This window comes from Microbacterium sp. LjRoot205, assembly GCF_056175745.1.
Genome location: NZ_JBGFFH010000007.1, coordinates 17,277 through 43,360, shown reverse-complemented (window position 1 = coordinate 43,360; position 26,084 = coordinate 17,277). Strand labels below are relative to the sequence as shown.

Annotated in this window: 19 protein-coding genes; 8 read left to right on the top strand and 11 right to left on the bottom strand. The window is 67.8% G+C overall.

All coding sequences use genetic code 11. The annotated features are described in order from the left end of the window. Window positions 1-151: 151 nt before the first annotated feature. Complete coding sequence (locus AC04ME_RS13665) at window positions 152-2,371, bottom strand: NADP-dependent isocitrate dehydrogenase (protein WP_042539464.1); 2,220 nt, start codon at window positions 2,369-2,371, stop codon at window positions 152-154. 180 nt (window positions 2,372-2,551) lie between these two features. On the opposite strand from AC04ME_RS13665, the gene AC04ME_RS13660 reads away from it, so the two are divergent. From AC04ME_RS13660 to AC04ME_RS13630, 7 genes are all read left to right on the top strand, one after another. Further along, on the top strand, window positions 2,552-3,010 hold the full coding sequence (locus tag AC04ME_RS13660) for a GNAT family N-acetyltransferase (protein ID WP_042539308.1): 459 nt from the start codon (window positions 2,552-2,554) through the stop codon (window positions 3,008-3,010). Window positions 3,011-3,220: 210 nt separating this feature from the next. Continuing rightward, window positions 3,221-4,234 (top strand): LacI family DNA-binding transcriptional regulator, encoded by a 1,014-nt coding sequence (locus tag AC04ME_RS13655; RefSeq protein ID WP_079112408.1) that lies wholly within the window; start codon window positions 3,221-3,223, stop codon window positions 4,232-4,234. A gap of 124 nt (window positions 4,235-4,358) precedes the next feature. Further along, window positions 4,359-5,666, top strand: a complete 1,308-nt coding sequence (locus AC04ME_RS13650; protein ID WP_309686637.1) for an ABC transporter substrate-binding protein — start codon at window positions 4,359-4,361, stop codon at window positions 5,664-5,666. Between the two features lie 58 nt (window positions 5,667-5,724). Then, a complete protein-coding gene (locus AC04ME_RS13645) occupies window positions 5,725-6,690 on the top strand; it encodes a carbohydrate ABC transporter permease (protein ID WP_153302285.1) in 966 nt (321 codons plus the stop codon). Next, a complete protein-coding gene (locus AC04ME_RS13640; RefSeq protein WP_079112406.1) occupies window positions 6,690-7,577 on the top strand; it encodes a carbohydrate ABC transporter permease in 888 nt (295 codons plus the stop codon). The genes AC04ME_RS13645 and AC04ME_RS13640 overlap by 1 nt, the downstream gene beginning before the upstream one ends. Then, window positions 7,577-9,811 (top strand): alpha-xylosidase, encoded by a 2,235-nt coding sequence (yicI, locus tag AC04ME_RS13635; RefSeq protein WP_475435473.1) that lies wholly within the window; start codon window positions 7,577-7,579, stop codon window positions 9,809-9,811. Before AC04ME_RS13640 ends, yicI begins: the two co-directional genes overlap by 1 nt. Beyond that, window positions 9,808-11,241, top strand: coding sequence for a GH1 family beta-glucosidase (locus tag AC04ME_RS13630; RefSeq protein WP_475435471.1), 1,434 nt, complete (start codon window positions 9,808-9,810; stop codon window positions 11,239-11,241). Before yicI ends, AC04ME_RS13630 begins: the two co-directional genes overlap by 4 nt. 51 nt (window positions 11,242-11,292) lie before the next feature. On the opposite strand, the gene AC04ME_RS13625 is transcribed toward AC04ME_RS13630, so the two are convergent. The 8 genes from AC04ME_RS13625 to AC04ME_RS13590 all read right to left on the bottom strand — a co-directional run bounded on the left by AC04ME_RS13625 (window position 11,293) and on the right by AC04ME_RS13590 (window position 22,130). Continuing rightward, window positions 11,293-12,096, bottom strand: a complete 804-nt coding sequence (locus AC04ME_RS13625) for a hypothetical protein (protein WP_475435469.1) — start codon at window positions 12,094-12,096, stop codon at window positions 11,293-11,295. Window positions 12,097-12,207: 111 nt separating this feature from the next. Continuing rightward, window positions 12,208-14,022 carry an ABC transporter ATP-binding protein gene (locus AC04ME_RS13620; RefSeq protein WP_042539295.1) on the bottom strand — a complete coding sequence of 605 codons (1,815 nt, stop codon included), beginning with the start codon at window positions 14,020-14,022 and terminating at the stop codon, window positions 12,208-12,210. Continuing rightward, the gene (locus tag AC04ME_RS13615) at window positions 14,019-15,950 is read right to left on the bottom strand and encodes an ABC transporter ATP-binding protein (protein WP_056375851.1); all 1,932 of its coding nucleotides are present in this window, start codon (window positions 15,948-15,950) and stop codon (window positions 14,019-14,021) included. Before AC04ME_RS13615 ends, AC04ME_RS13620 begins: the two co-directional genes overlap by 4 nt. A 366-nt stretch (window positions 15,951-16,316) precedes the next feature. Beyond that, complete coding sequence (locus tag AC04ME_RS13610; protein WP_455904407.1) at window positions 16,317-16,814, bottom strand: methylated-DNA--[protein]-cysteine S-methyltransferase; 498 nt, start codon at window positions 16,812-16,814, stop codon at window positions 16,317-16,319. After that, window positions 16,811-18,310: a DNA-3-methyladenine glycosylase 2 family protein gene (locus AC04ME_RS13605; RefSeq protein ID WP_455904406.1), complete on the bottom strand. Its 1,500-nt coding sequence runs from the start codon at window positions 18,308-18,310 to the stop codon at window positions 16,811-16,813. Before AC04ME_RS13605 ends, AC04ME_RS13610 begins: the two co-directional genes overlap by 4 nt. A gap of 154 nt (window positions 18,311-18,464) precedes the next feature. Next, a complete protein-coding gene (gene purH / locus AC04ME_RS13600; RefSeq protein WP_079112400.1) occupies window positions 18,465-20,072 on the bottom strand; it encodes a bifunctional phosphoribosylaminoimidazolecarboxamide formyltransferase/IMP cyclohydrolase in 1,608 nt (535 codons plus the stop codon). A gap of 40 nt (window positions 20,073-20,112) precedes the next feature. Next, entirely contained in the window at window positions 20,113-20,700 is a 588-nt protein-coding gene (gene purN, locus AC04ME_RS13595; protein ID WP_475435465.1) for a phosphoribosylglycinamide formyltransferase, read from the bottom strand. A gap of 44 nt (window positions 20,701-20,744) precedes the next feature. Beyond that, window positions 20,745-22,130, bottom strand: a complete 1,386-nt coding sequence (locus AC04ME_RS13590) for a cell division protein PerM (protein ID WP_475435463.1) — start codon at window positions 22,128-22,130, stop codon at window positions 20,745-20,747. Window positions 22,131-22,221: 91 nt separating this feature from the next. On the opposite strand from AC04ME_RS13590, the gene AC04ME_RS13585 reads away from it, so the two are divergent. Beyond that, entirely contained in the window at window positions 22,222-23,679 is a 1,458-nt protein-coding gene (locus AC04ME_RS13585; protein WP_475435461.1) for an NCS2 family permease, read from the top strand. Window positions 23,680-23,892: 213 nt separating this feature from the next. Here the strand turns inward: AC04ME_RS13585 and sucD are convergent, their stop codons facing one another. Beyond that, complete coding sequence (gene sucD / locus AC04ME_RS13580) at window positions 23,893-24,795, bottom strand: succinate--CoA ligase subunit alpha (protein ID WP_042539277.1); 903 nt, start codon at window positions 24,793-24,795, stop codon at window positions 23,893-23,895. 27 nt (window positions 24,796-24,822) lie between these two features. Beyond that, window positions 24,823-25,989, bottom strand: coding sequence for an ADP-forming succinate--CoA ligase subunit beta (gene sucC, locus AC04ME_RS13575; RefSeq protein WP_042539275.1), 1,167 nt, complete (start codon window positions 25,987-25,989; stop codon window positions 24,823-24,825). Window positions 25,990-26,084 lie beyond the last annotated feature (95 nt).

The following is a 26,084-nucleotide window of genomic DNA, read 5'->3' as shown; positions in this document are numbered from 1 at the left end:
CGCTCGCGACAGAGCTGGCGACCAGTCGGCCCTGAAGGCCGCGGCCCTGCGTATCGCCCGGCTCTGAAGGCCGCAGCCTTGCGTGTGGTGGAAGAACGACGAAGGAGGGGCAGGATGCGCGTGCATCCGGCCCCTCCTTCGTCTGTCCGTGTCAGCTCAGTGCGTCGACGATGCCGTTGAGCGTCGTGGACGGGCGCATGACGGCCTCGACCAGTGCGTCGTCGGGGCGGTAGTAGCCGCCGATCTCGACGGGCTTGCCCTGCACGGCGTTGAGCTCGGAGACGATCTTCTCCTCGTTCTCCGCGAGCGTGGCGGCGATCGGCGCGAAYGACGCCGCGAGCTCGGGGTCCTTCGTCTGCGCCGCGAGCTCCTGCGCCCAGTAGAGCCCCAGGTAGAAGTGGCTTCCGCGGTTGTCGATCGTGCCGAGAGCGCGACCAGGAGAGCGGTCCTCTTCGAGGAAGGTTCCCGTCGCAGCGTCCAGCGTCTCCGCGAGGACGCGGGCCTTCTCGTTGCCCGTGCGGTCTGCGAAGTGCTCGAGCGAAGCGGCCAGCGCGAAGAACTCGCCCAGGGAATCCCAGCGCAGGTAGTTCTCCTCGACGAGCTGCTGCACGTGCTTGGGCGCAGAGCCACCGGCACCGGTCTCGAACAGTCCGCCGCCCGCGAGCAGCGGGACGATCGACAGCATCTTGGCGCTGGTGCCGACCTCGAGGATCGGGAACAGGTCGGTGAGGTAGTCACGCAGCACGTTACCCGTCACCGAGATGGTGTCGAGGCCGTGACGCATGCGCGCGAGCGTGTAGCGGGTGGCCTCTTCGGGGGCGAGGATCGTGATCGTGAGCCCCTTGGTGTCGAGCGTCGCGAGACCCTGGTGCACCTTGGCGATGATCTGCGCGTCGTGCGAGCGGTTGGCGTCCAGCCAGAACACCGCGGGCGCTCCCGAGGCGCGAGCGCGCGTGACGGCGAGCTTGACCCAGTCCATGACCGGAATGTGCTTGGTCTGCGTCGCGCGCCAGATGTCGCCGGCGCCGACCTCGTGCTCGATCAGCACGGTGCCCTCGCTGTCGAGGACCTGGACGGTGCCGGGAGCGGCGATCTCGAAGGTCTTGTCGTGGCTGCCGTACTCCTCGGCCGCCTGGGCCATGAGCCCCACGTTCGGCACGGTGCCGATCGTGGCGGGGTCGAGCGGGCCGTTCGCGATCACATCGTCGATGACGGCCTGGTAGACGCTCGCGTACGAGGAGTCCGGGATGACCGCGAGGGTGTCGGCCTCGCCGCCATCCTCGCCCCACAGCTTCCCGCCGTTGCGGACGAGCGCGGGCATGGAGGCGTCGACGATCACGTCGCTGGGCACGTGCAGGTTCGTGATGCCCTTGTCGGAGTTCACGTACGAGACGCGCGGGCCCTCGGCGAGCGCGCGGTCGAAGGCTGCGGCGATCTCCTCGCCGCCGGCGATGCCGCCGAGACCCGAGAGGATCGACCCGAGACCGTCGTTCGGGTTGAGGCCCGCCTCAGCGAGCTTGTCACCGTACTGAGCGAACACGTCCTTGAAGAACACCCTCACGACATGCCCGAAGATGATCGGGTCGCTGACCTTCATCATCGTGGCCTTGAGGTGCACCGAGTAGAGGATGTCGTCGTTCTTCGCCGTCTCCATCGTCTCGGCGAGGAAGGCGTCGAGGTGCGCGGCCGAGAGGAACGTGGCGTCGATGATCTCGCGCGGAAGGACCTTCAGCCCCTCCTTCAGAATCGTCACGGTGCCGTCAGCGGCGGTGTGGCGGAAGCTCAGGACGTCGTCGTGTGCGGCGACCCAGGAGCGTTCGTTGTGCTTGAAGTCGTCGTGACCGAGCGTCGCGACGCGGGTCTTCGAGCCCTCCGCGAACGGCTTGTTGCGGTGCGGGTGCTTCTTGGCGTAGTTCTTGACTGCCAGAGGCGCTCGGCGGTCGCTGTTGCCCTCGCGCAGCACGGGGTTGACCGCGGAGCCCTTGATGCGGTCGTAGCGAGCGCGGACGTCCTTCTCCTCGAGGGAGGTCGGCTCGTCCGGGAAGTCAGGGATGTCGTATCCCTGCGACTGCAGCTCGGCGATCGCGCCCTTGAGCTGCGGGATCGAGGCCGAGATGTTCGGGAGCTTGATGATGTTCGCCTCGGGGAGCGTCGCGAGTCCGCCGAGCTCGGCGAGCGAGTCGCCCACCTGCTGCTCGGGAGCGAGCTTCTGCGGGAATGCGGCGAGGATGCGTCCGCCGAGCGAGATGTCGCGGGTCTCGACCTCGATGCCCGCCTGCCCCGTGAAGGCCTTGATGATCGGCAGGAAGGAGGCTGTGGCGAGAGCCGGTGCCTCGTCCGTGTAGGTGTAGATGATGGCGTCGTCGGTCACCAGGAGGTTCTCCGTTCGCGAGGGCATATTTGTCTCGATACCAAGATACCTGAGGCGCTCCCGGCGCACGTTCGCCGCGAGGAGGCGCCGACATCGACTTCCGGCATTCTGCGCGTGCGCACCCCTGACGAAAGTCGAGGTTTCTGCGCGGGCACCCCCGCGAGGGGCTAGCCTGTGACTATGTCCGAACTGCGCATGGTCGAACTCTCAGCTGCGACGATCGTCGCCGTGAACAACCTGTCGCTGAAGCCCGGACAGGAGCAGTTCCTCGCTCCGGTGTCCTACGGCATCGCGGCGACGGTCATCAACCCGCAGACCTCCTGGCAGCGGGTCGTCCTCGAAGACGATCAGGTCGTCGGGTTCGTCAGCGCCAACTTCGACGCCGATGCTCCCGAGGAGCATTTCCGTTCGGTGCTGTGGCGCATCAACGTCGACGCTGAAGGCCAGGGCAAGGGCGTCGGCCGCTTCGCGGTCGAGAGCCTGCTCGAGGAGGCCCGCAACCGCGGCTTCGACCACGTCAACGTCATCTACGAGGCCGGAGAAGACGGCCCGGAGGCGTTCTTCCTGCGTGTCGGGTTCACTCCGGTCGGCGAGACCGAGTACTCAGAGGTCATCGCCCAGATCCGCGTCACTTCGTAGACCGGCGGCGGGGTCTCGAATCCCCTCCCCCATCGAGGCCCCGTCGCCCTGTCAGGTGACGTGATGGGACCGCTCCCGCAGCCTCGAGCACGAATTTGTTGCGGATGACCACAAAAGTGTTGCGCGCGGCGTCGAACTCTGCCTATCATCACTTTCGGAAGCGCAAGCGAAACGCTTCGACGATGAACCGATAGCGACGATGGAGTCCTGATGACGACGATTCACGAGGTGGCCCAGGCCGCCGGAGTGTCGATCAGCACGGTCTCCTACGCGCTCAGCGGCAAGCGCCCGGTCTCGGAGAAGACGCGTCGGCGCATCGAGGACGCGGTCCAGACGCTCGGCTACGAGCCCGATGCCGGAGCACGGATGCTGGCTGGCCGCCGCACGCAGATCTTCGGACTCACCGAGCCTCTCCGTGCCGACACCCACGCCCCCACGCACATGGCCTTCGTGCTCGCTGCAGCAGTCGCCGCCCGCCGCCGTGGCTACGACATCCTGCTGCTGACCGACGAGCAGGCATCCGAGGGGATGAACCGCGTCGCCGCGAGCAACCTCGTCGACGCCATCCTCGTGCTCGACGTGGCGCCGGACGACGAGAGAGCGGAGATCGCCCGATCCCTGCGTTCCCCGACCGTCTTCATCGGCATCCCGGACGACGCGGACGGTCTGACCTGCGTCGACCTCGACTTCGAAGGCACAGGGCATCTCGCCGTCGACCGACTGGCCGATGCCGGGCACACCTCCGTCACCCTGCTCGGACAGACCGAGGTCTCGTACCGCAAGTCGAACTTCCCCCGACGACTGCTCCTCGGCGTGCAGGACCGAGCGGCCCAGCGGGGAGTCGACCTCGACTGGGCGACGACCGGAGACACGACGACCGACGCGTCCGCTGTGCGCGCCGCCGCCGAGATGGCATTGAGCCGCGGCGTCCGTGCGTTCATCGTGCACGCCGTCGGCGATGTGCACGAGATCCTCCTCGAGACGATCGCAGCCCACGGGCTGACGGTCGGCGAGGACGTGTCGGTGATCTCGGCCGCCGCATCGTTCGACACGTCCTCGCTCGCGGTTCCCGTCGACACGATCCCGCTCGTGCCGCAGAAGTCGTGCGAGCTCGCCGTCGATCTCGCCGTGCGGCACCTGGAAGAGCCGGGCACGCCCGCCCAGATCCATCTCATCCCCCCCGAGTACCACGTCGCCGGCTCGGTCGCCCCTGCCCGGGAGTGACCGCCCGCGGAGAACGCAGCMGCATCGCTGTTGTCGAAACGCTTCGACGACTGCCTCATCACAACTGAACACCCGACCCACTGAAGTGTCCGGCCCCAGGGCCACTGAGAAAGGAGTGCCGACGATGGCACGCACCACACGCAGGACGAAGACGCTGGCGGCTCTCGCCGCGCTCACCGCGACAGGCATCGCACTGAGCGGCTGCACTGCCGGTTCGGCAGACGAGGGCGGCGACGGAGACACCCTCAAGCTCTGGCATTACGAGGGTGCGGACAGCGCCATGGGAAAGGCCTGGGCCGAGGCGATCGCGATCTTCGAAGAAGAGACCGGAGCGACCGTCGAGTTCGAGGAGAAGTCCTTCGAGCAGATCCAGAAGACGGCCAGCCAGGTGCTCGACACCGACGCGGCACCCGACCTCATGGAATTCAACAAGGGCAATGCGACGGCGGGATTCCTGGCCTCCACCGGACTGATCACGGACATCTCCGACGCCGTCGAGGAGTACGGATGGGATGAGAAGCTCGCTCCCTCGCTGCAGACCACCGCGAAGTACTCCGAAGACGGCGTCATGGGCGGCGACACCTGGTTCGGCGTCCCGAACTACGGCGAGTTCGTCGGCGTCTACTACAACCAGGATGCCTTCGCCGCGGCGGGTCTCGAGATCCCCACCACCTACGAGGAGTTCGTCGACGTCCTCGACGCGTTCGTCGCGCAGGGCGTCACCCCGCTCGCCGAGGCCGGCGCCGAGTACCCCCTCGGACAGCTCTGGTACCAGCTCGCGCTGCTCGAGGGCGATCGCGGCTTCGTCGACTCCTACCAGCTGTACGACGGCGAGGTCGACTGGCAGGGCCCGGAGGTCACGGCGGCGTCCGAGACGCTCAAGGACTACGTCGACAAGGGCTACATCGCCTCGGACGTCTCCTCGGTCAAGGCCGAGGACGCCGGCGTCTCGTTCATCAACGGCACCTCGCCGATCTTCGTGTCGGGATCCTGGTGGTTCGGTCGCTTCGTGTCGGAGGCGACCGGCTTCGACTGGACGATGACCGCGTTCCCCGGCGCCGACCTGTCGCTCGGCTCGTCCGGCAACCTCTGGGTCGTCCCCGAGAACGCTGCGAACAAGGAGCTCGCCTACGAGTTCATCGACATCACGATGCGCCCCGAGATCCAGGCGATCATCGGCAACAACGGCGGCCTCCCGGTCGCCGCCGACACCGCCGACATCACCGACGAGAAGAGCGCGGCGCTCATCGAGACCTTCAACGGCGTGCTCGACGCCGACGGGCTCTCGTTCTACCCGGACTGGCCCGCTCCCGGCTTCTACGACGTGATCGTGCAGGAGCTCCAGGGTCTGATCACGGGCACGCAGGATGCGGAGACCACCAACACGAACCTCGGCGAGCAGTACGACGAGGGCACGTCCGAATTCCGTTGATCCGCCCGCGGGGGCGACGACCGCACGGCGTCGCCCCCGCATCCTCCTGGAGATGAACATGTCACTCGTCACCCGACGCGAGGGCCGCACGAAGCTGCCGCCCGAAGAGCCGTCGATCCCGCAGCGCAGCGGCGGGACCGGGGCCTACTGGTTGTACCTGCTCCCCGGCTTCGTGCTTCTGCTCGTCGTCGTCATCGTCCCGCTGATCTGGAACGTCTACCTGACCTTCACCAAGTGGAAGGGAGTGCGCGCCCCCGAGTTCATCGGTCTCGAGAACTGGCAGAAGATCCTCACCGACAGCGACTTCTGGACCTCGTTCACGAACTCCGTGTGGATGATCCTCGCCATGGTCGTGGTGCCGACGATCGTCGGCCTGATCGTCGCAGCCCTGCTCTTCGACGTGGTCGGACGCAAGTTCGGCGGCAAGGTCGGCAGCTTCCTGCGCGCGACCTACTATCTCCCCCAGATCCTCCCCATCGCCGTCGCCGGCATCGTGATCGGCTGGATCGTCCGGCCGGGTGGCGACGGCGCGCTCAACCAGATCCTCGGTTGGTTCGGCATCCCCGCCTACGACTGGCTCGGCCAGATGCCGTCAGCCCTCATCGTGCTGATGGTCGTCATGGTGTGGGTGCAGCTCGGCTACCCCGTCGTCGTCTTCATGGCGGCGCTCCAGCGCGTCGATCCCGAGCTGTACGAAGCCGCCGAACTCGACGGCGCGAACTGGTTCCAGCGATTCACCGCGATCACGATGAGCATCATCCGCCCGGAGATCTTCGTCGTCACGCTCACCTGCACGATCGCCGCCCTCAAAGTCTTCGGCCCCGTGTACATCATCACGCGCGGCGGCCCCGCCGGTGCCACCCTGGTGCCCGCCTACTACGCCTATCAGGAGTTCTTCACCAAGCGGAACGTCGGCTACGGCGCGACCATCGCCACCGTGCTGACCATCGTCGTGGTGATCGTGTCGATCATCTTCATCCGCGTGCAGAACTCGCTCGAGCGCAAGGAAAGGGCGGGTCTCTGATGCACGCCACCACCGCCATCGTCACCGGCAAGCCCTCCCAGAAACGCCCTCGCGGCGGGATGACCAGGAAGCGCCCCGTCGACTGGCTCATGCTCGCGCTCGTCGTGATCGGCGCACTGCTCATCATCGCGCCGTTCTACCTCGTGCTGGTCAACTCGTTCAAGTCCCCTGTCGACTACGCCACATCGGGTCCGCTCGCCTTCCCCGAGACGTTGGACTTCGGCGGGATCATCAAATTCTGGGAGCGGGTGAACTTCCCCGAGAAGGTGTGGAACTCGATCTTCATCGCGGGCATCGTCTCGGTGCTCGCCGTCGTGATCTCGATGCTCAACGCCTTCGCGATCGGCATCGGCCGCGTCCGCGGGCGCAGCTGGATCGTGCTGCTCTTCCTGCTCGCCAACCTGCTGCCGCAGGAGGCGCTGCTCTACCCGCTGTACTACATGTTCAAGTCCGTCGGCCTGTACGACAACGTGTGGTCGGTGATCATCGTCTTCACGGTCATCCAGGCGGCTTTCGGCACATACCTGCTGTCGTCCGTCTACGGCACGTTCCCCAAGGAGATCCTCGAAGCGGCATCCATCGACGGTGCGAATCGCTGGCAGATCCTCTGGCGGATCGTCTTCCCGATCAGCCGCCCGACCCTGTCGGTGCTGCTCATCTTCTTCTTCATCTGGACGTGGAACGAGTTCCTGATCCCGCTGACCTTCCTCGCATCGAATGCGAATCAGACGGTCCCCGTGGCGATCAGCGTGCTGCAGGGCGACCGGCTCATGGACGTCACGACCACGAGCGCCTCCGCCCTCCTCGGCATCATCCCCACGCTCATCTTCTTCCTCATCTTCCAGCGCACCCTCACACGCGGCATCACGGCAGGAGCAGTCAAGTAATGAAGTTCACCGACGGGTTCTGGCAACTGCGTCCTGGGGTCACCGCGCTGTACGCGCAGGAGGCCTATGACATCGCCGAGACCGACGACACCCCCGACGGACCCGGCATCGTCATCACAGCACCCACCATGGTGATCGCCAAGCGCGGCGACACCCTGAACCGGCCGGTGCTGACGACCACGCTCTCATCGCCCGCCGAGGGGGTGGTGCGCGTCCGCATCGCGCACCACGAAGGAGGCCGCTGGCACGGCGGCTTCGGTCTTCCCGGGGCAGGATCCGGAGCGGCATCCGTGTCCCTCGCCGAGGGGGGTGGCGCTCTCGATGCCGGTTCGCTCGTCGCACGGATCACGAAGGGCGCGCCCTGGGACCTCGCATTCGAGGTCGACGGGAGACGCGTGACCGGAAGCGCGCACAAGGCCCAGGGATACGTGCGACTCGCCCCGGACGCGCAGGTCGACGCCGGCATCGTCGACAATGCACGACAGGGCGGTTCGACCCCGAACGGATCCGTCTTCGTGCACGAGCAGCTCGACCTCGGAGTCGGCGAGTTGATCTACGGCCTCGGCGAGCGCTTCGGTCCGCTGGTGAAGAACGGCCAGTCGGTCGACATCTGGAACGCCGACGGCGGCACCTCCAGCGAGCAGGCCTACAAGAGCATCCCGTTCCATCTCTCGAATCGCGGCTACGGCGTGCTCGTGAACGACCCGGGCCACGTGTCGTACGAGATCGGATCGGAGTCGGTCGAGCGCGTGCAGTTCTCCGTCTCCGGCGAGGTGCTCGAGTACTTCGTCATCGCTGGTCCGACGCCGAAGGATGTCCTGGGACGCTACACCGCTCTCACCGGACGACCACCCGTGGTGCCGGCCTGGTCGTACGGGCTCTGGCTGTCGACGAGCTTCACGACCGACTACGACGAGAAGACCGTCAACTCCTTCATAGACGAGATGGCGGCGCGTGAGCTGCCGGTGTCGGTGTTCCACTTCGACTGCTTCTGGATGCGCGAGTTCAACTGGACCGACTTCGTCTGGGATTCCCGGGTGTTCCCCGACCCCGAGGGCATGCTGTCGCGACTGCACGACAAGGACCTGCGCGTCTGCGTCTGGATCAACCCGTACATCGCGCAGCGCTCCCCCCTCTTCCGTGAGGCGGCTGATCAGGGCTACCTCGTGATGCGCCCCGACGGGTCGGTCTGGCAGTGGGATCTCTGGCAGGCGGGAATGGGGCTCGTCGACTTCACCAATCCGGATGCGACCGCCTGGTACCAGGCGAAGCTCCGCGAGCTCATCGCACAGGGCGTGGACTGCTTCAAGACCGACTTCGGCGAACGCATCCCCACCGAGGTGGTCTGGGCCGACGGCTCCGACCCCGAGCGCATGCACAACCTGTACACCGATCTCTACAACCGGGCCGTGCACGATGTGCTCGTCGAAGCGCGAGGCGCAGACGACGCCGTGCTGTTCGCGCGTTCGGCGACCGCCGGCGGGCAGAGCATGCCGGTGCACTGGGGCGGCGACTCGACGTCGACCTACGCATCGATGGCCGAGACCCTGCGCGGCGGGCTCTCGCTCGCACTGAGCGGCTTCGCCTTCTGGAGCCACGACATCGGCGGATTCGAGGGCACTCCGGATGCCGGTGTGTTCAAACGCTGGACGGCCTTCGGTCTGCTCGGCTCGCACTCGCGCTTCCATGGATCGAGCTCCTACCGGGTGCCGTGGGCATTCGACGAAGAGGCCGTCGTCGTGACGAGGCGATTCACGCACCTCAAGATGCAGCTGATGCCCTACCTGTATCAGCAGGGCATCATCGCATCGAGGACGGGCCTGCCCGTGATGCGGCCGATGCAGCTGGAGTTCCCCGATGACCCGGCCGTCGGCTACCTCGACCGGCAGTACATGCTCGGCACCGACCTGCTCGTGGCGCCCGTCTTCTCCGGGGACGGATCGGTCGAGTTCTATCTGCCGGAGGGCGAGTGGACCTCGCTGCTGAGCGGCGAGACCGTCTCGGGCGGGGGCTGGCGCCGAGAGACCCACTCCTTCGACTCGCTTCCGCTGTACGTGCGACCAGGCACGGCACTCCCCTGGGGTGCCCGCACCGACAGACCCGACTACGACTATCACGACGGCCTGCGACTGCGGGTGTTCCCTGGCGGATCGGGCTCGGCGTCCGTGACCGTCACGAGCCCGGACGGCCGTGAGAAGATCTACGAAACCGACCTGACTGAGGTGACCCGGTGACTCTCTCTCCTGCCGATGACTACCGCGGATCCGGACTCGTGCTGCCCGAGGGCTTCACGTTCGGATCGGCTACCGCCTCCTACCAGATCGAGGGGGCGGCCGCCGAAGACGGGCGCACGCCGTCGATCTGGGACACGTTCAGCAAGACGCCGGGGAAGGTGTGGAACGGCGACACCGGCGATGTGGCCTGCGACCACTACCACCGCGTCGATGAGGACCTCGATCTGATGTCGGATCTCGGACTGCAGGCGTACCGATTCTCGATCGCCTGGCCGCGGATCGTTCCCGCGGCGGACGGCGCCGTGAACCAGGCGGGGATCGATTTCTACTCTCGTCTTGTCGACGGACTGCTTGAGCGGGGCATCAAGCCGGTGGCGACCCTCTATCACTGGGACCTGCCGCAGTATCTGGAGGATGCAGGCGGGTGGACCTCCCGGTCGACGACCGACGCCTTCGAGCGATACGCGTCGATCATGGGGGCGGCGCTCGGCGACCGGGTGCACACCTGGACGACGCTCAACGAGCCCTGGTGCTCGGCCTATCTGGGATACGGGCAGGGTGGTCACGCGCCGGGCCGCCACGAGCCTGCCTCCGCCCTGGCCTCCGTGCACCACCTGAACCTCGCGCACGGGCGCGCGGTCCAGGCGCTCCGCGCCACGTCGACCGGCGACCCCGACTACTCGGTGACACTGAACTTCCATGTGCTGCGCGGCGTGGGCGACGGCGCAGACGAGGCTATGCGCCGGATCGACGCTCTGGCGAACCGCGCGTTCACGCATCCGATGCTGCGCGGCGAGTATCCCCCGGATCTCCTCGAGGACACGGCCTCGGTCACGGACTGGTCGTTCGTGCACGACGGCGACCTCGCCACCGTCAACCAGCCGATCGATGTGCTCGGAGTGAACTACTACTCCACCGCGACGGTGCGGCTCTGGGACGGCGTCTCGGAGAAGCAGCAGAACGACGGACACAAGGGCACGGCCGGAGGCACCGCGTGGCCGGGCAGCGATCAGCTGGTCGAGTTCGTCGAGCAGCCGGGGCCCTACACGGCGATGGGGTGGAACATCGCGCCGGAGGGACTCGAAGAGCTGCTCGTCTCCCTGTCGGAGCAGTTCCCCACCCAGCCGCTGATGGTCACCGAGAACGGCGCCGCGTTCGACGACGAGGTCGCTGCCGACGGCTCAGTGCCCGATCCCGAGCGCACGGACTACCTGCGACGTCACTTCACCGCCGCTCACCGCGCGATCGAGCGGGGTGTCGACCTGCGGGGCTACTTCGTGTGGTCGCTGCTCGACAACTTCGAGTGGGGGTACGGCTACGCCAAGAGGTTCGGCATCGTGCGCGTGGACTTCGACTCGCTCGAACGCACCGTCAAAGATTCGGGGCGCTGGTATCGCGAGCTCATCGCCTCACGCACGATCGGGGCCTGACCCTTCGGATGAGCACCACCGACCGCCGCCTTTCCTCATCGGAGGCGGCGGTCACTGCTTGCCTGGCCGCTTGCGCTCGTTCCAGGCCGCGAGTGCCGATGCCGCGGCGCCGGCTGCGCGATCGATCGCGTCGGCGGAGCGGCTGATCATGTCCTGCGCGGCGTCCTGCCAGGCCGACGACGGCTGGGGTGCCTCGCCCGCCTGAACCCTCGCCGAATGCTCCGCGGCCTCGAAGGCGCGCTCGAGGTCGGCGACGGCGTCACGGTAGGCGGCGAAGTCCTCAGCGCTGACCCGTCCGGTGGCGGCGCGGCGCATCTCGACCGCATGCGCTGCCGCCCGGAGATACGCCGCTGTCGCGGGCTGCTTGACGTCGGTCATCGCCGGGTACGCGATCTGCAGGCCCGCATCGGTCTCATAGTTCATCCATCGCACGACGATCGCCTCATGCTGCGCCTGGAGACGCTCCAGGGGGCGAGGGGCGGATGCTGCGGGGATCGCCGCGCGCGCGGCGTTGAGCCGAACCTGCTTGGCGCGCACGTCTGCGGCGRCAGCCTTGGCATCGTTCTCCTTGGCGCGCAGCATCCGCTTGGCACCGGCCACCTGCTCGGGAGTCGCTCGGCGCGCGCTGCGCTCGGCCGAGATGCGCGCGACGTCGGCCCTGGCCAACTTCACGGCCATCCGTCGTTCGACCGCCGTCTGCTGCGCGGCCTTGAGATCGTGCCGGGCCGCGTCGTACTCGAGCCGGCGGCCGCTCTTCGTGCTGCGACGACGCAACCCGACTGCCCCGGCCGCGACTCCGCCGGCCGCGACGGGCGCGATCCACCACAACTCGACGGCGAGAAGCAACGGATCCATACTTCGATGCTACCCAGGCCGACGCCTCACCGCTCCGCCGTCTCCCCGGCGTACGACCGAGGCCACGACCGATGATCGGTCGTGGCCTCGGTGTTCAGGAATCGGGCTCGTTCACACCAGGGTCTCCTGCCAGGCGGCGTGCAGCTGCGCGAACTTGCCCGTGCCGCTGATGAGTGCCTCGGGCGTGTCATCCTCGATGATCTTCCCGTGCTCCATCACCAGCACCCGGTCGGCGATCGCGACCGTCGAGAGACGGTGCGCGATGATGATCGCCGTGCGGTCCTTGAGCAGCGTCTGCAGCGCGTCCTGAATCAGACGCTCCGAGGGGATGTCGAGCGACGCGGTGGCCTCGTCGAGGATCAGCACCGCGGGGTCGGCGAGGAACGCTCGGGCGAACGAGATCAGCTGACGCTGACCTGCCGACACACGACCACCGCGCTTGTTGACGTCGGTGCGGTACCCGTCGGGCAGCGACGAGATGAACTCGTCCGCCCCGACCGCGCGGGCAGCCGCGCGGACCTCGTCGAGCGAGGCGTCGGGCTTTCCGAGAGCGATGTTGTCGGCGACCGTTCCGCTGAAGAGATAAGCCTCCTGCGTCACCATGACGATGGCCCGGCGGAGATCCTTCGGGTGCAGGTTGCGCAGGTCGACTCCGTCGAGCGTCACCTTTCCGATCGACGGATCGTAGAACCGGGAGATCAGCTTCGCGAGCGTGGACTTCCCCGCTCCGGTGGTGCCCACCAGAGCGATGGTCTGCCCAGCGGGGATGTCGAGCGAGAAGTTCGGCAGGATCGTCTTCTCACCGTTGTAGCCGAACGTCACCTCATCGAACTCGATGTGTCCTCGCGACTCCCAGAGGTCGACCGGCTTCTCGGGATCCGGAACGGTCGGCACCTCCTCGAGCACGCCGGACACCTTCTCCAGCGCCGCCGTGGCGGACTGGTAGGAGTTGAGGAACATCGCGATCTCCTGCATCGGAGCGAAGAAGTTGCGCACGTACAGCACAGCCGACAGCAGCACGCCGACGGTGAGTGCCCCCTCGGACACTCGGATGCCACCCCAGAGCACGACGATGCCGAGCACCAGAGCCGCGACGCCCATCAGACCGGGCTCGAACGTGCCGAACAGCAGCATCGAGCGTCGGTTGACGTCCCGATAGTCGCCCGCGATCTTCTGGAACGCCACATCGTTGCGGGGTTCCTTGCGGAACGCCTTCACCGCTCGGATGCCCGTCATCGTCTCGACGAACTGCACGATCACCTTCGCGCTGATCACGCGCGACTCGCGGTAGACGAGCTGAGAGCGCGAGTAGAACCAGCGCATCAGGAAGAACAGCGGCACGCCGCCGATCGCGAGGATGAGCCCGGACTGCCAGTCCCACACGCACAGCGCGATGAACGTGAACAGGCCGAACAGCACGCCGGAGACGAGCTCGTTCAGTCCGCCGTCGAGAAGCTCCTTGATCGAGTCGAGATCGCTCGTCTGGCGCGAGATGATGCGACCGGACGTGTACGACTCGTGGAACTCCAGGCTGAGGCGCTGAGTGTGCAGGAAGATCCGCTTGCGGAGGTCCAGCAGCACCGCCTGCGTGAGCTTGGCCGCGATGATGACGTACCAGGCGATCATCGCCGCCGCGACCGCCCCGGCGAGGAGATAGACCCCGCCGATCATGAAGGTCGGCATCCAGTCCGCGCGCTCGAGCACGGCGGGCAGGGCCCGGTCGAGCCCGATGCTGATCAGGATCGGGCCGGCGACCTGGAGCGCCGTCGAGATCACGAGCACGATCGCCGCGAGCGCGATCTGCGCCTTGAGGGGACGCACGAGCGAGCCCAGCAGTCGGAGCGAGCGACGCCGGATGGCCCGGCTCTCCTCCTTGGTGTAGCTGGAGCGGTCTTCGTCCTGGGTTCCGGTGATCGCGGTGCTCATCGCTGCACCTCCTTCTCGGTGATGATGTCTTGGTCGGCGGCATGCTCGCGGATCCCGGCCTGAACTGTGGCGTCGATCTCAGCCTGCTCGTCGCGGATGATCGGGATGGCGCCCGTACGCGCCGCTTCCTCGGCCTCGAGGCTCGAGATGACGTGCCGGTAGTGACGGCTCGTCCTCAGCAGTTCGCTGTGGGTTCCGACGGCGGTGACGCGGCCGGCCTCGAGCAGCGCCACGCGGTCGGCGAGGGCCACGGTCGAGGGGCGGTGCGCCACGATCATCGCCGTGGTGTCTGCCAGCACGTGCCGCAGCGCCTCTTCGACGAGAGCCTCGGTGTCGACGTCGAGCGCGGACAGCGGGTCGTCGAGCACGAGCACCTTCGGGTTCGCGGCGACGGCCCTGGCGAGTGCCAGACGCTGACGCTGCCCACCGGAGAGGCTCAGCCCCTCCTCGCCGATGACGGTCTCGACGCCCTCGGGCAACGAGTCCACGAAGGCCGCCTGGGCGACCTCGAGAGCCTCGCGCAGCACACGCTCGCCCTCCTCGCTGTGCACGTCGAGGTCGGCGCGCCCCAGCAGCACGTTCTCACGAACGGTCGCCGAGAACAGCGTGGCGTCTTCGAAGGCCATCGCGATGTGCTGGCGCAGCTCGGCGAGCGGCAGATCCCGCACGTCGACGCCGTCGAGCGTGACCCGCCCGCCGGTGACGTCATAGAGACGCGTCGGCAGCGTGGTCAGCGTGGTCTTGCCGCTGCCGGTCAGTCCGACGAGCGCCATGGTCTCGCCCGGCCGCAGCACGAGATCGATGCCGTCGAGCAGGTCGCGTTCGTGCTCTCCTGCGTCCTGGTACCGGAAGTGCGCCGCCTCGAAAGCCAGCTCGCCGCGGGGTTCCGCGATGTGCACCGGGTTCTCGGGGTCGGTGATGGAGTTCGTCTCGGAGTAGATGTCGAACACGCGGTCGGTCGCCGTGCGCGCATCGAGCATGAACGAGAACAGGAAGCCGATCGACTCGATGGGCCAGCGGAGCACCACGGCCATGGCGAAGAACGCGAACAGCTGCGCCTGATCGATCTCGCCCTGCGAGATGAGCCAGATGCCCGACATCAGGCTGAGGCCGAAGGCGATCTGCGGCATGAGGTCGAGCCAGAACCAGATCGACGCGATCGCGCCGGCCTTGCTCATCTCGGTCTCGCGAAGCGTCTCGGCCTGACGACTGAAGCGACCGAGGGCGTGCTTGCCGCGACCGAAGGCCTTGAGCACGCGGATGCCGTGCACGCTCTCCTCGACGCTGGTCGCGAGGTCGCCGGCCTGGTCCTGGCTGCGGCGCGTGAGCGCGCCGTAGCGCTTCTCGAAGAGATAGCCGCGGATCCACAGCGGAATGGCGGTGACGATGAAGATGACGCCCAGCAGCCAGTGCCAGCGGAACAGCAGCACCGAGCCGATGATGATCGTCAGCACGTTGACCACGAGCAGCACGAGACCGAACGCCAGCCACCGGCGGATCAGGCCGATGTCCTGCATCATGCGGCTCAGCAGCTGCCCCGACTGCCAGCGGTCGTGGAACGACACCGGCAGCGTCTGGAGTCGCGAGTAGAGCTCGGTGCGCATCTTGTACTCGACCTGCGTCGCGGGGTTGAGCACGAACTGGCGGCGCAGCCACACCATCAGCGCCTCACCGAGGGCGAGACCGAAGACCGCGAGCGCACCCCAGGCGATGGCGTCGAGCGCGCCGGTCTGCACCGGTCCGCGCATGATCTGCTCCAGCACGATCGGAATCATCAGCGCGATGATCGCGGCCACGAGGGCGCTGGCGGCACCTCCGGCGAGCCGCCAGATGACGGGCTTCACGAAGGGCTTCAGGCGCCACAGGGCTGCCGGCGTGGAGAGGGACGAGGAGGAAGAAGCGTTCTGCGATGAAGGCGAGGAAGACATGTCTCTCAGACGAGTTTCGTATGGGGAAGCGGTTGCTGAAGGGGGCGGACGCAGCAACGGACTCTCGGAGTCCGGCATCCGGTGAGGTCGTGCGTGTCGGAAAGTGGCTCTAGCGGAGCGGGCGCACCGGGGTCGAGCCGAGAGCGGCGATCTGCACAGCGGCGATCGATGTCATGGTGTCCTCCTCAGGCTCGGCGATGTCGTCCCGGTCGGTGCGACAGCCCACCAGCCTATTCCTGTGAACAAGCTGAGCGCAAGAGAGATTCCCGATTCCTCGACGTCGTCTTCCTCTGGCGACATCGCATGCCGGGATGCCCGTCTCGGTGTCGGGCGATAGCGCTCAGCGCCGGCCGACGATTCTGCGACTCATCCCCGCGAGGCTTCCCTCTCCAACAGACTCGCCTTGACGTCGAGTCCCCACGCGAACCCGCCGAGCGTGCCGTCGGAGCGCAGCACGCGATGGCACGGGACGAACAGCGCCGGAGCGTTGCGCGCGCAGATCGAGGCAGCGGCCCGCACCGCCCGAGGGTTGCCGAGCCGCGCCGCGAACGAGGTGTAGGTCAGCGGCTCCCCCGGCTCGATCTCACGCAGCGCCGACCATCCGGCCAGCTGCAGCGTCGTGCCCGTCTGCTTCACCGCGACCGCGTCGATCGCCGAGAGGTCTCCGTCGTAGAACGCGAGCGCCGCGGCTGCCGCATCCGTGTCGCGCTCGCGCACCTGAGTCGGTCGACCCTGGGCCGAGAGGCGGGCGACGATCGTCGCCTGATCGGCAGTCCATCCCGAGGAAAGCACCCGCTGATGCTCGTCGGCGAGGATGGTGAACGGCCCGTCCGTGGTCTCGATGGTCTGGATGATGGCGTTCATGGGGTCTCCTTCACAAGGGTGGTGGTCTGGGACGCGCGCGTCCGTCGCACAGGGCGGGCCGGTGCTGCGCGCCAGAGATGTGCGCTGAGATAGCTGCGCCACGGGGCAGTGCGCTCCGCCCACGCGACGAGCGGCCGCGGATCGCCCGGGAGCCCGGACGCGGCGGCCCCTGCGCGCAGTGCGACATCGCCGGGGAGGAGCACGTCGGGGTCGCCGAGCACGCGCATCCGCACGTAGTCGGCGGTCCAGGGACCGATGCCCGGCATCGCGAGCAGGGCGGCTCGCTGCTCGACGCCGTCGTCTCCGACCGTGAGCGGGAGCGAGCCGTCGGCGAGAGCTGCCGCAGCACCGACGATCGCCCTGATACGAGCCCCCGGCCCGCGCAGCACCTCGGCCCCTCGCTCGGCGATCGCCGACATCGTGGGGAACAGAAGCCCCTGCTCCGTATGCTCCCCCAGCGCCTCGGTCAGGGCCGTCAGGGCAGTGCGAGCGGCGACGACCGTGATCTGCTGACCGATCATCGCGCGGATCAGCATCTCATGCGGATCCGCCGAACCGGGCACACGGATGCCGGGAGTGCGCGCGACGAGCGGAGCGAGCTGCGGATGCGCGCTCAGCGCCTCGTCGACGGCAAGAGGGTCGGCGTCGAGATCGAAGATCCGTCGCACGGTCGACACCAGCGGAGCGAGGTCGCCGAGCTGCGCGACACGGGCACGCAGGTGCAGTCGCTCCGTCGCATCCTGCCTCACCTCGAACCATGCGGGCCCGCCCGCCACGCGCAGATGACGCGAGAACGACGTGGCCGTGGCCTCTTCGACCCCCGACACCGCACGGGCCGCCATCCAGTGGAAGACGCCGGCCGCATCGAGAGGACCGCGATACGGGAGGACGAGGTCGATCGCGCCGGGAGCAGCCGACGCCGGCGCCTTCCGACGGGACCTGAGCTCGCCCGGCGTCAGGCCGAACACCTCGCGGATCGTGTCGTTGCACTGCCGGATGCTCGCGAAGCCCGCGGAGAACGCGACGTCGGAGATCTGCATGTCCGTGCCGACGAGCAGCATCCGCGCCGTGTGCGCCCGATGCGCCCGCGCGAGGGCGAGAGGACCCGCACCGAGCTCGGTCGAGAGCAGCCGGGTGAGGTGCCGGGTCGAGTATCCGAGACGCACGGCGAGCCCGGAGACCCCCTCGCGCTCGACCACGCCCGAGGCGATGAGACGCATCGCCCGAGCAGCGACGTCGCTGCGCAGATCCCACGCGGGTGAGCCGGGGGCCGCCTCGGGGAGGCATCGTTTGCACGCCCGGAAGCCCGCCTCGTGAGCCGCCGCGCTGGTCGGGTAGAAGGTGACGTTCTGCGGCTTGGGTGTGCGCGCGGGGCAGCTCGGCCGGCAGTAGATGCCGGTGGAGCTCACGGCGGTCACGAACTGACCGTCGAAGCGCGTGTCACGTGCGCTGATCGCGCGATATCGCTCGTCGAAGTCGGTCACGGGGAAGCTCATGGCTCCACTCTGTCATGCTCCTCCGACACTGACTGGCGGAAATCGGACATCACTGTGGACATCGGTCTCACCCCCCTGCAGACAGCGCGAGACCCCTCGCGCCGACGTCGACGCGAGGGGTCTCGGAGGTGCTGCGACCCTGGGGCCGGACTCCTCAGTGGAAGAAGTGACGCTCTCCGGTGAAGAACATCGTGACTCCGGCCTTGCGTGCGGCGTCGACGACCTCTTCGTCTCGCACCGAGCCGCCGGGCTGGACGATCGCCGTGACGCCCGCGTCGATGAGCACCTGCGCGCCATCGGCGAAGGGGAAGAACGCATCGGATGCGGCGACCGAGCCCGCTGCCCGGTCACCGGCACGCTCGACGGCGAGCCGGCACGAGTCGACACGATTGACCTGGCCCATGCCGACGCCGACCGTGGCGTTGTCCTTCGCGAGGACGATGGCGTTCGACTTCACGGCGCGGCACGCCTTCCACGCGAAGATCAGGTTCTCCATCTCCTCGTCGCTGGGGCGCTCGCCCGAGACGAGCTCCCAGTTCTTCGCGACCGACACGATGTCGTCGGGGAAGCGGTCGGCGTCCTGCAGCAGAAGCCCTCCCGAGACCAGGCGCACGTCCATGCGCTCCTGCTGCCAGTCCTGCGGAAGCTGCAGCAGACGCAGGTTCTTCTTCGCCTTGAACACCTCGAGCGCTGCGGGCTCGAACGACGGAGCGACGATGACCTCGGTGAAGATGTCCTTGAGGTTCTCGGCCATCTTGAGCGTCACGGTGCCGTTCGCGGCGATCACACCGCCGTACGCCGACACGGGGTCGCACTCATGCGCACGGATGTGCGCGCTCGCGATCGGGTCGAGGGCGTTGGGCGCGGTGGTCGCGATGCCGCACGGGTTCGCGTGCTTGATGATCGCGACGGCCGGCTTCACCATGTCGTACGCGGCGCGCAGCGCGGCATCGGCATCGACGTAGTTGTTGTACGACATCTCCTTGCCCTGCAGCTGCGTCGCCTGCGCGATGCCGTGGCCGCCGACGCGCGTGTAGATCGCGCCGCGCTGGTGCGAGTTCTCGCCGTAGCGCAGGGTGTTGAGAAGCTCGGCCTGGATCGTGAGGTGGGTGGGCAGGTCCTCGCCCTCACCGAGCGTGCCCTCGGCGAACCAGGAGGCGACCGCCGTGTCGTACGCGGCGGTGTGCGCGAAGGCGCGGGCCGCGAGCTCGCGGCGCTGCGTCAGCGTGGTGCCGCCGTTCTCGATGGCGCTGATGATGCCGGGGTACGACTGCGGCGAGACGACGATCGCGACGTTCGCGTGGTTCTTGGCCGCGGCGCGGACCATGGCAGGCCCGCCGATGTCGATCTGCTCGACGACGTCGTCGCCCTCGGCGCCCGAGGCGACAGTCTCGACGAAGGGGTAGAGGTTCACGACGACGAGCTCGAACGGCGCGATGTCGAGGTCGGCGAGCTGACGCTCGTGATCCTCGAGGCGGAGGTCGGCGAGCAGGCCGCCGTGGATCTTGGGATGCAGCGTCTTCACGCGCCCGTCGAGCATCTCGGCGACGCCGGTGACGGCGGCGACATCGGTCACCTCGAATCCGGCCTCGCGGATGGTGGAGGCGGTCGAGCCGGTCGAGACGATCTGCACACCCGCATCGGCGAGCGCCGCCGCGAGCACGAGCAGATCGGTCTTGTCGCTCACCGAGACGAGCGCCCGGCGCACCGCAACGGTGTCGCGGTCGCGGTACAGCGAATGATCGTGGCGGGGTCCGGCCATGAGGGGCTCCTTCGTGCGAGGGGGGCGTGCGTGGATCGGGTCAGGATGCGGAGGTTAGCGAGAGCTCGCCGGTCGCGATGCGGCGCACCACGTCGATGAGCAGTCGGCGTTCGACGGGCTTGATGCGCTCGTGCAGGCTGTGCTCGGTGTCGCCTGCGACGACCGGCACCCTCTCCTGGGCGAGGATCGGCCCGGTGTCGACGCCGTCGTCGACCACGATCACGCTCGCGCCGGTCTCCGAGACGCCCGCGGCGAGCGCATCGCGCACTCCGTGTGCACCGGGGAACTCAGGCAGGTAGGCGGGATGCGTGTTGATGAGCCGCGGCGCGAGGTCCGCGACGAGCGCAGCGGGAAGCAGGCGCATCAGGCCGCTGAGCACGACGAGGTCTGCATTCCAGACCGCGAGCTGTCGGCCGAGTTCTTCACCCCACGCCTCACGAGACTCGTGCTCGTRCCAGGGAACCGTGAAGCTCGGGATGCCGAACTCCTCGGCGTGGGCGAGGCCATCGGCTTCGCGGTCGGCGCCGACGACCACCACCCGCGCAGGAAAATCGGGGTGGCGAGCAGCCTCGAGGAGGGCGCGAAGGTTCGAGCCGGTGCCCGAGATGAGAACGGCGACCGTGAGCACGCGCCCAGTCTATCGGGGCCGGCGCCGGGGCCTGACCCCGCGTGTCAGCCGACGGGATCCCCGGGGTCGCGCTGGGGCAGCCGGAATCCCCCCGCGCCATCCAGCGGCGCGGTGTCGTAGCCGGACGCTGCATCGGGCCAGCGAACCATCCCGTCGCCGGGCTCACTCGAGGCGGAATCGGATGCCGTCATCTCGGCGACCCACCGGTCGGTGCGCTCCTCCGCGAGCTCGTCCCGGTTCCGAGGCGACAGGAGCAGGATCGCCGCACCGAGCAGGACCTCGCCGCCCAGAGCGAGGGCGAAGGGCAGCGCCGCCGGTCCGGCTTCGGCGAGCCGCCCCGGTCCCATCGATCCTCCTGCGAGCAGGGCGGCGACCCCGGCGACCGCGGCGGTCAGCACACCGATGCCCGCGGCGATCACCGCACGAGGAGCCATTCCGAGAGGGGTTCCCTCCCACACGAGTCGCGAGCGGACGGCCCATCCTGCGAAGGCTCCCGCTCCGATCGGGAGGATGATCACGATGAGCATCCAGATCGACGTGCTCTCGGGAAGAAGACCGAGCACGGGGATCCCCGGGACCACCCCGAGCTGGGTGCCCGCGGGAGACACCGCAGTGCCGACGCCCACCGCGAATCCGGGGCCGGCGAGCCAGGAGGCCGCCCAGACGATGATCGTCGGCAGATAGGCGAGGTGCCCGAGCGTGATGACTCCGGCGCCGAGCGCGTCGACGCGAGCTGCCTGGAACAACGCGACCATCTCCCCGCCCCGTGCCGCGACGAGAACGGCGACGGCGACCGCCGAGACAGCGGTGACCCCCACCACGGCGAAGGCCGCCCCGCGGACCGCTGCGCTCGGCACCGGTCCCCAATCGCCCCACGAGTCGACGACGTCGTGAATGYGGTCGAGGACGCCGCCGTCGCCGTCTTCCCAGGCGATGCGCACGGCCCCGCACGCGGCGCCCACGAGATAGACCGCGGTCGGAAGCAGGATGCCCGCTGCGACGGGCGTCTCGACCGCGGCGAGATGCGAAGTCAGCGCGACTCCGGTCGCGATCGCCGCGAACGCGAGGGACCCGGAGAGCGTGCCGAGCAGCCACGCACCCGCGCGGGCGGCACGGGCGCCGGAGCGAGCCGCGAACAGCAGAGTGAAGACGAGAAACGCGAGCGGAGTCACCGAGAGCGTGAAAGCGGCAGCGTCGGGCGCGATGCCCGTGGTGCGCAGCACCTCGGTCGAGACGTCGATGCTCAGCGGCACGCCGTGGCCGAACTGCCACAGTGAGCCGGTGAGGGGCCAGAGGGCTCCCCAGTCGGCTGTCACCCCGAACGAGAGCGTCCAGAGCAGGGTGAGCGGCGCCAGCAGAACCACGAGACCGACCGCCGCAGCGATAGCGGCATCGAAGGCGGCGAGGAGCGCGACGAGGAGGCGTTGCATATCGAATCGAGACTACGACGAGAACCCTGTCGTCGCCTGGGGGCGCGCGCGACTCGCGCGACACGATATCGTCTCCTGCGGAGGTTTCCCGATGACAACTGCCCCGTCCCCCACCCGCTCAACCGCCGAACCCACGAACGCCCTGGACCGCTTCTTCGAGATCAGCAAGCGCGGATCCACGATCGGCACCGAGATCCGAGGGGGTCTGGTGACCTTCGTCACGATGGCCTACATCGTGATCCTCAACCCGATCATCCTGTCCGGCTCGGCCGATGTCGCAGGCAACACCCTCGACTTCAGCGCCGTCGGCGCCGCGACCGCGCTGACCGCCGGCGTGATGACGATCCTGTTCGGTCTCATCACCCGCCTGCCCTTCGGCTTCGCTGCCGGCCTCGGCATCAACGCCTTCGTCGCATTCTCGGTCGTCGGCCAGGTCACCTGGCCCGAGGCCATGGCGCTCGTCATGATCAACGGTCTCGTGATCGTGCTCCTCGCTGCCACGGGCCTTCGGAAGATGATCTTCGACGCTGTGCCGTTCCAGCTCAAGATCGCGATCACGGTCGGAATCGGTCTGTTCATCGCCTTCATCGGCCTCGTCAACTCGGGCTTCGTGACCGCCACCGGCAGCGCGTCCCCGCCGGTCGGTCTGGGCGTCGGCGGCTCCGTCGCGACCGTCCCGACCGTCCTCTTCATCGTCACGCTCATCCTCACCGGCATCCTGGTCGCCCGCAAGGTCAAGGGCGGGCTGCTCATCGGCCTCGTCTCGGGCACGGTGCTCGCGGTGATCGTCGAGGCGATCTGGCACCTCGGCGCCGCGGCAGACGGCAACGCCGGAGGCTGGGGCCTCACGGTCCCCACGCTCAGCGGCTCGCCGTTCGGCCTGCCCGACCTGAGCCTGGTCGGCGCGGTCGACTTTGGCTTCGACTTCAGCAAGGTCAGCCTCGTCGCGATCGTGATGATCGTCTTCACCCTGGTCTTCTCGAACTTCTTCGATGCCATGGGCACCATGACCGGTCTCGCCAAGGAAGCCGGTCTCGCGAACGAGAACGGCGACTTCCCCCGCATCAAGTCGGCGCTGGTCGTCGAAGGTGTCGGCGCGATCGTCGGTGGTGGCACGTCGTCGTCGTCGAGCACCGTGTTCATCGAGTCCGGAGCGGGCATCGGAGAGGGTGCGCGCACCGGCTTCGCGAACCTGATCACCGGTGGCATGTTCCTGCTGGCGATGTTCCTCACACCGCTCACGTCGATCGTGCCGACCGAGATCGCCGCGGCAGCGCTGGTGATCGTCGGAGCCATGATGATGGCCCAGATCAAGTACATCGATCTGACCGAGTTCAGCGTGCTGCTCCCGGTGTTCCTGACGGTCACGGTGATGCCGCTGACCTACTCGATCGCCAACGGCATCGGCGCCGGCTTCGTCAGCTGGGTCCTCGTGCAGGCGTTCTCCGGAAAGGCCAGGAAGATCAGCCCACTGCTCTGGGTGGTCGCCGCCGGTTTCGTCGTGTTCTTCGCCCGCGGACCCATCGAGGCACTGTTCGGCGTCGCCTGAGCGACTCAGGAACAACGAGGGGCGGATGCTGCGGCATCCGCCCCTCTTCGCTTATCAGCGGGCGATCGCAGGCTGCTGAGGCCGGGCTCGCGCCGGATGCGTCGTGCAGAGCAGGGCGTGGGGGGGCGACACGCGCATCCGCGGCCGAACGGCCCCCGGGCATAGAAGAAGGCCCCGGAGTGGAGTCCAGGGCCTTCTCCTCGATTATAGCTCTTAGAGCGACTCGACGATCTCACGCATGAGAGCGGCGGTCTCGGACGGCGTCTTGCCGACCTTGACCCCGGCGGCCTCGAGGGCCTCCTTCTTCGCCTGAGCGGTGCCTGCCGAGCCCGAGACGATGGCGCCTGCGTGGCCCATGGTCTTGCCCTCGGGGGCCGTGAAGCCCGCGACGTAGCCGACGACGGGCTTGGTGACGTGCGCCTTGATGTACTCGGCCGCACGCTCTTCAGCGTCGCCGCCGATCTCGCCGATCATCACGATCGCCTTGGTCTCGGGGTCTGCTTCGAACGCGGCCAGCGCGTCGATGTGCGTCGTGCCGATGACCGGGTCGCCGCCGATGCCGATGGCGGTCGAGAAGCCCAGGTCGCGCAGCTCGAACATCATCTGGTAGGTCAGGGTGCCCGACTTCGACACGAGGCCGATCGGGCCCTTGCCGGTGATGTTCGCGGGCGTGATGCCGACGAGCGCCTCACCGGGGGTGATGATGCCGGGGCAGTTCGGTCCGATGATGCGGGTCGTGTTGCCCTTGCTCTGCGCGTAGGCCCAGGCCTCGGCCGAGTCCCCGACGGGGACGCCCTCGGTGATCACGACGAGCAGCGGGATCTCGGCGTCGATGGCCTCGATCATCGCGTCCTTGGTGAAGGCACCGGGGACGAAGGCGATCGACACGTCGGCGCCGGTCTCCTTCATGGCCTCGGCCACGGAGGCGAAGACGGGGAGCTCGACGGCGTTGCCGTCCTTGTCGGTGTGCGAGACCGTGGTGCCGGCCTTGCGCGCGTTCACGCCACCGACGACCTGGGTGCCGGCCTTCAGCATGAGCGCCGTGTGCTTGGTGCCCTCGCCTCCGGTGATGCCCTGGACGATGACCTTGGAATCCTTGTTGAGGTAGATCGACATTTCTTTAGTCCTTGTGTCTCTCTGCGATCAGGCGTTGGCGAGTTCGGCGGCCTTGTCGGCGCCCTCGTCCATGGTGCTGGCGAGCGTGACGAGCGGGTGCGCGTACTCGGCGAGGATCGCGCGACCCTCGTCGACGCGGTTGCCGTCGAGGCGCACGACGAGCGGCTTGGAGGCTGCGCTGCCGAGGGTCTCGAGAGCGCCCTTGATGCCGTTGGCGACGGCGTCGCACGCCGTGATGCCGCCGAAGACGTTCACGAACACGCTCTTGACCTGCGGGTCGCCGAGGATGACGTCGAGGCCTGCGGCCATGACCTCAGCCGAGGCGCCACCGCCGATGTCGAGGAAGTTGGCGGGCTTGACGCCGTTGTGGTTCTCACCGGCGTAGGCGACGACGTCGAGCGTCGACATGACGAGTCCTGCACCGTTGCCGATGATTCCGACCTCGCCGTCGAGCTTCACGTAGTTCAGACCGCTCTTCTTGGCCTTGGCCTCGAGCGGGTCGGCTGCGTCCTTGTCTTCGAGCGCTTCGTGCTCGGGGTGACGGATCTCGGAGGCGTTGTCATCGAGTGTGACCTTGCCGTCGAGAGCGATGATGTCGCCCTCTTCGGTGCGGACCAGCGGGTTGACCTCGACGAGAGTCGCGTCTTCGCCCTTGTAGACGTCGAAGAGCTTGACGAAGACATCGGAGACCTTCTCGATGAGGTCTTCGGGGAAGTTGGCTGCACGGGCGATCTCGACGGCCTTCGCCTTGTCGATGCCGGTCAGCGGGTTGACCTCGACGCGTGCGAGCGCCTCGGGGCGCTCGACCGCGAGCTCCTCGATCTCCATGCCGCCCTCGACCGAGCAGAGGCTCAGGTAGGAGCGGTTGGCACGGTCGAGCAGCACGGAGAAGTAGAACTCCTCGGCGATACGCGCACCCTGCGCGACCATGACGCGCTTGACGACGTGGCCCTTGATGTCGAGTCCGAGGATGGCCTTGGCCGCCTCGTATGCCTCTTCGGGGGTCTTCGCGACCTTAACGCCGCCGGCCTTGCCGCGACCACCGGTCTTCACCTGGGCCTTGACGACGACGACTCCGCCGATCTTCTCAGCGGCTGCCTTCACCTCCTCAGGGGTGTCGGCGACGATGCCGGCGAGAACCGGCACTCCGTACTTTTCGAAAACGTCTCGTGCCTGGTACTCGTACAGATCCACTGTGGTTCCTTCACTGGGCTGCTGTCTGGTAATTCTCTCGATGTCGAGACATCGACCAGTCGCCCAGCCTACTACCTCGAACTGAACGCTCCCGG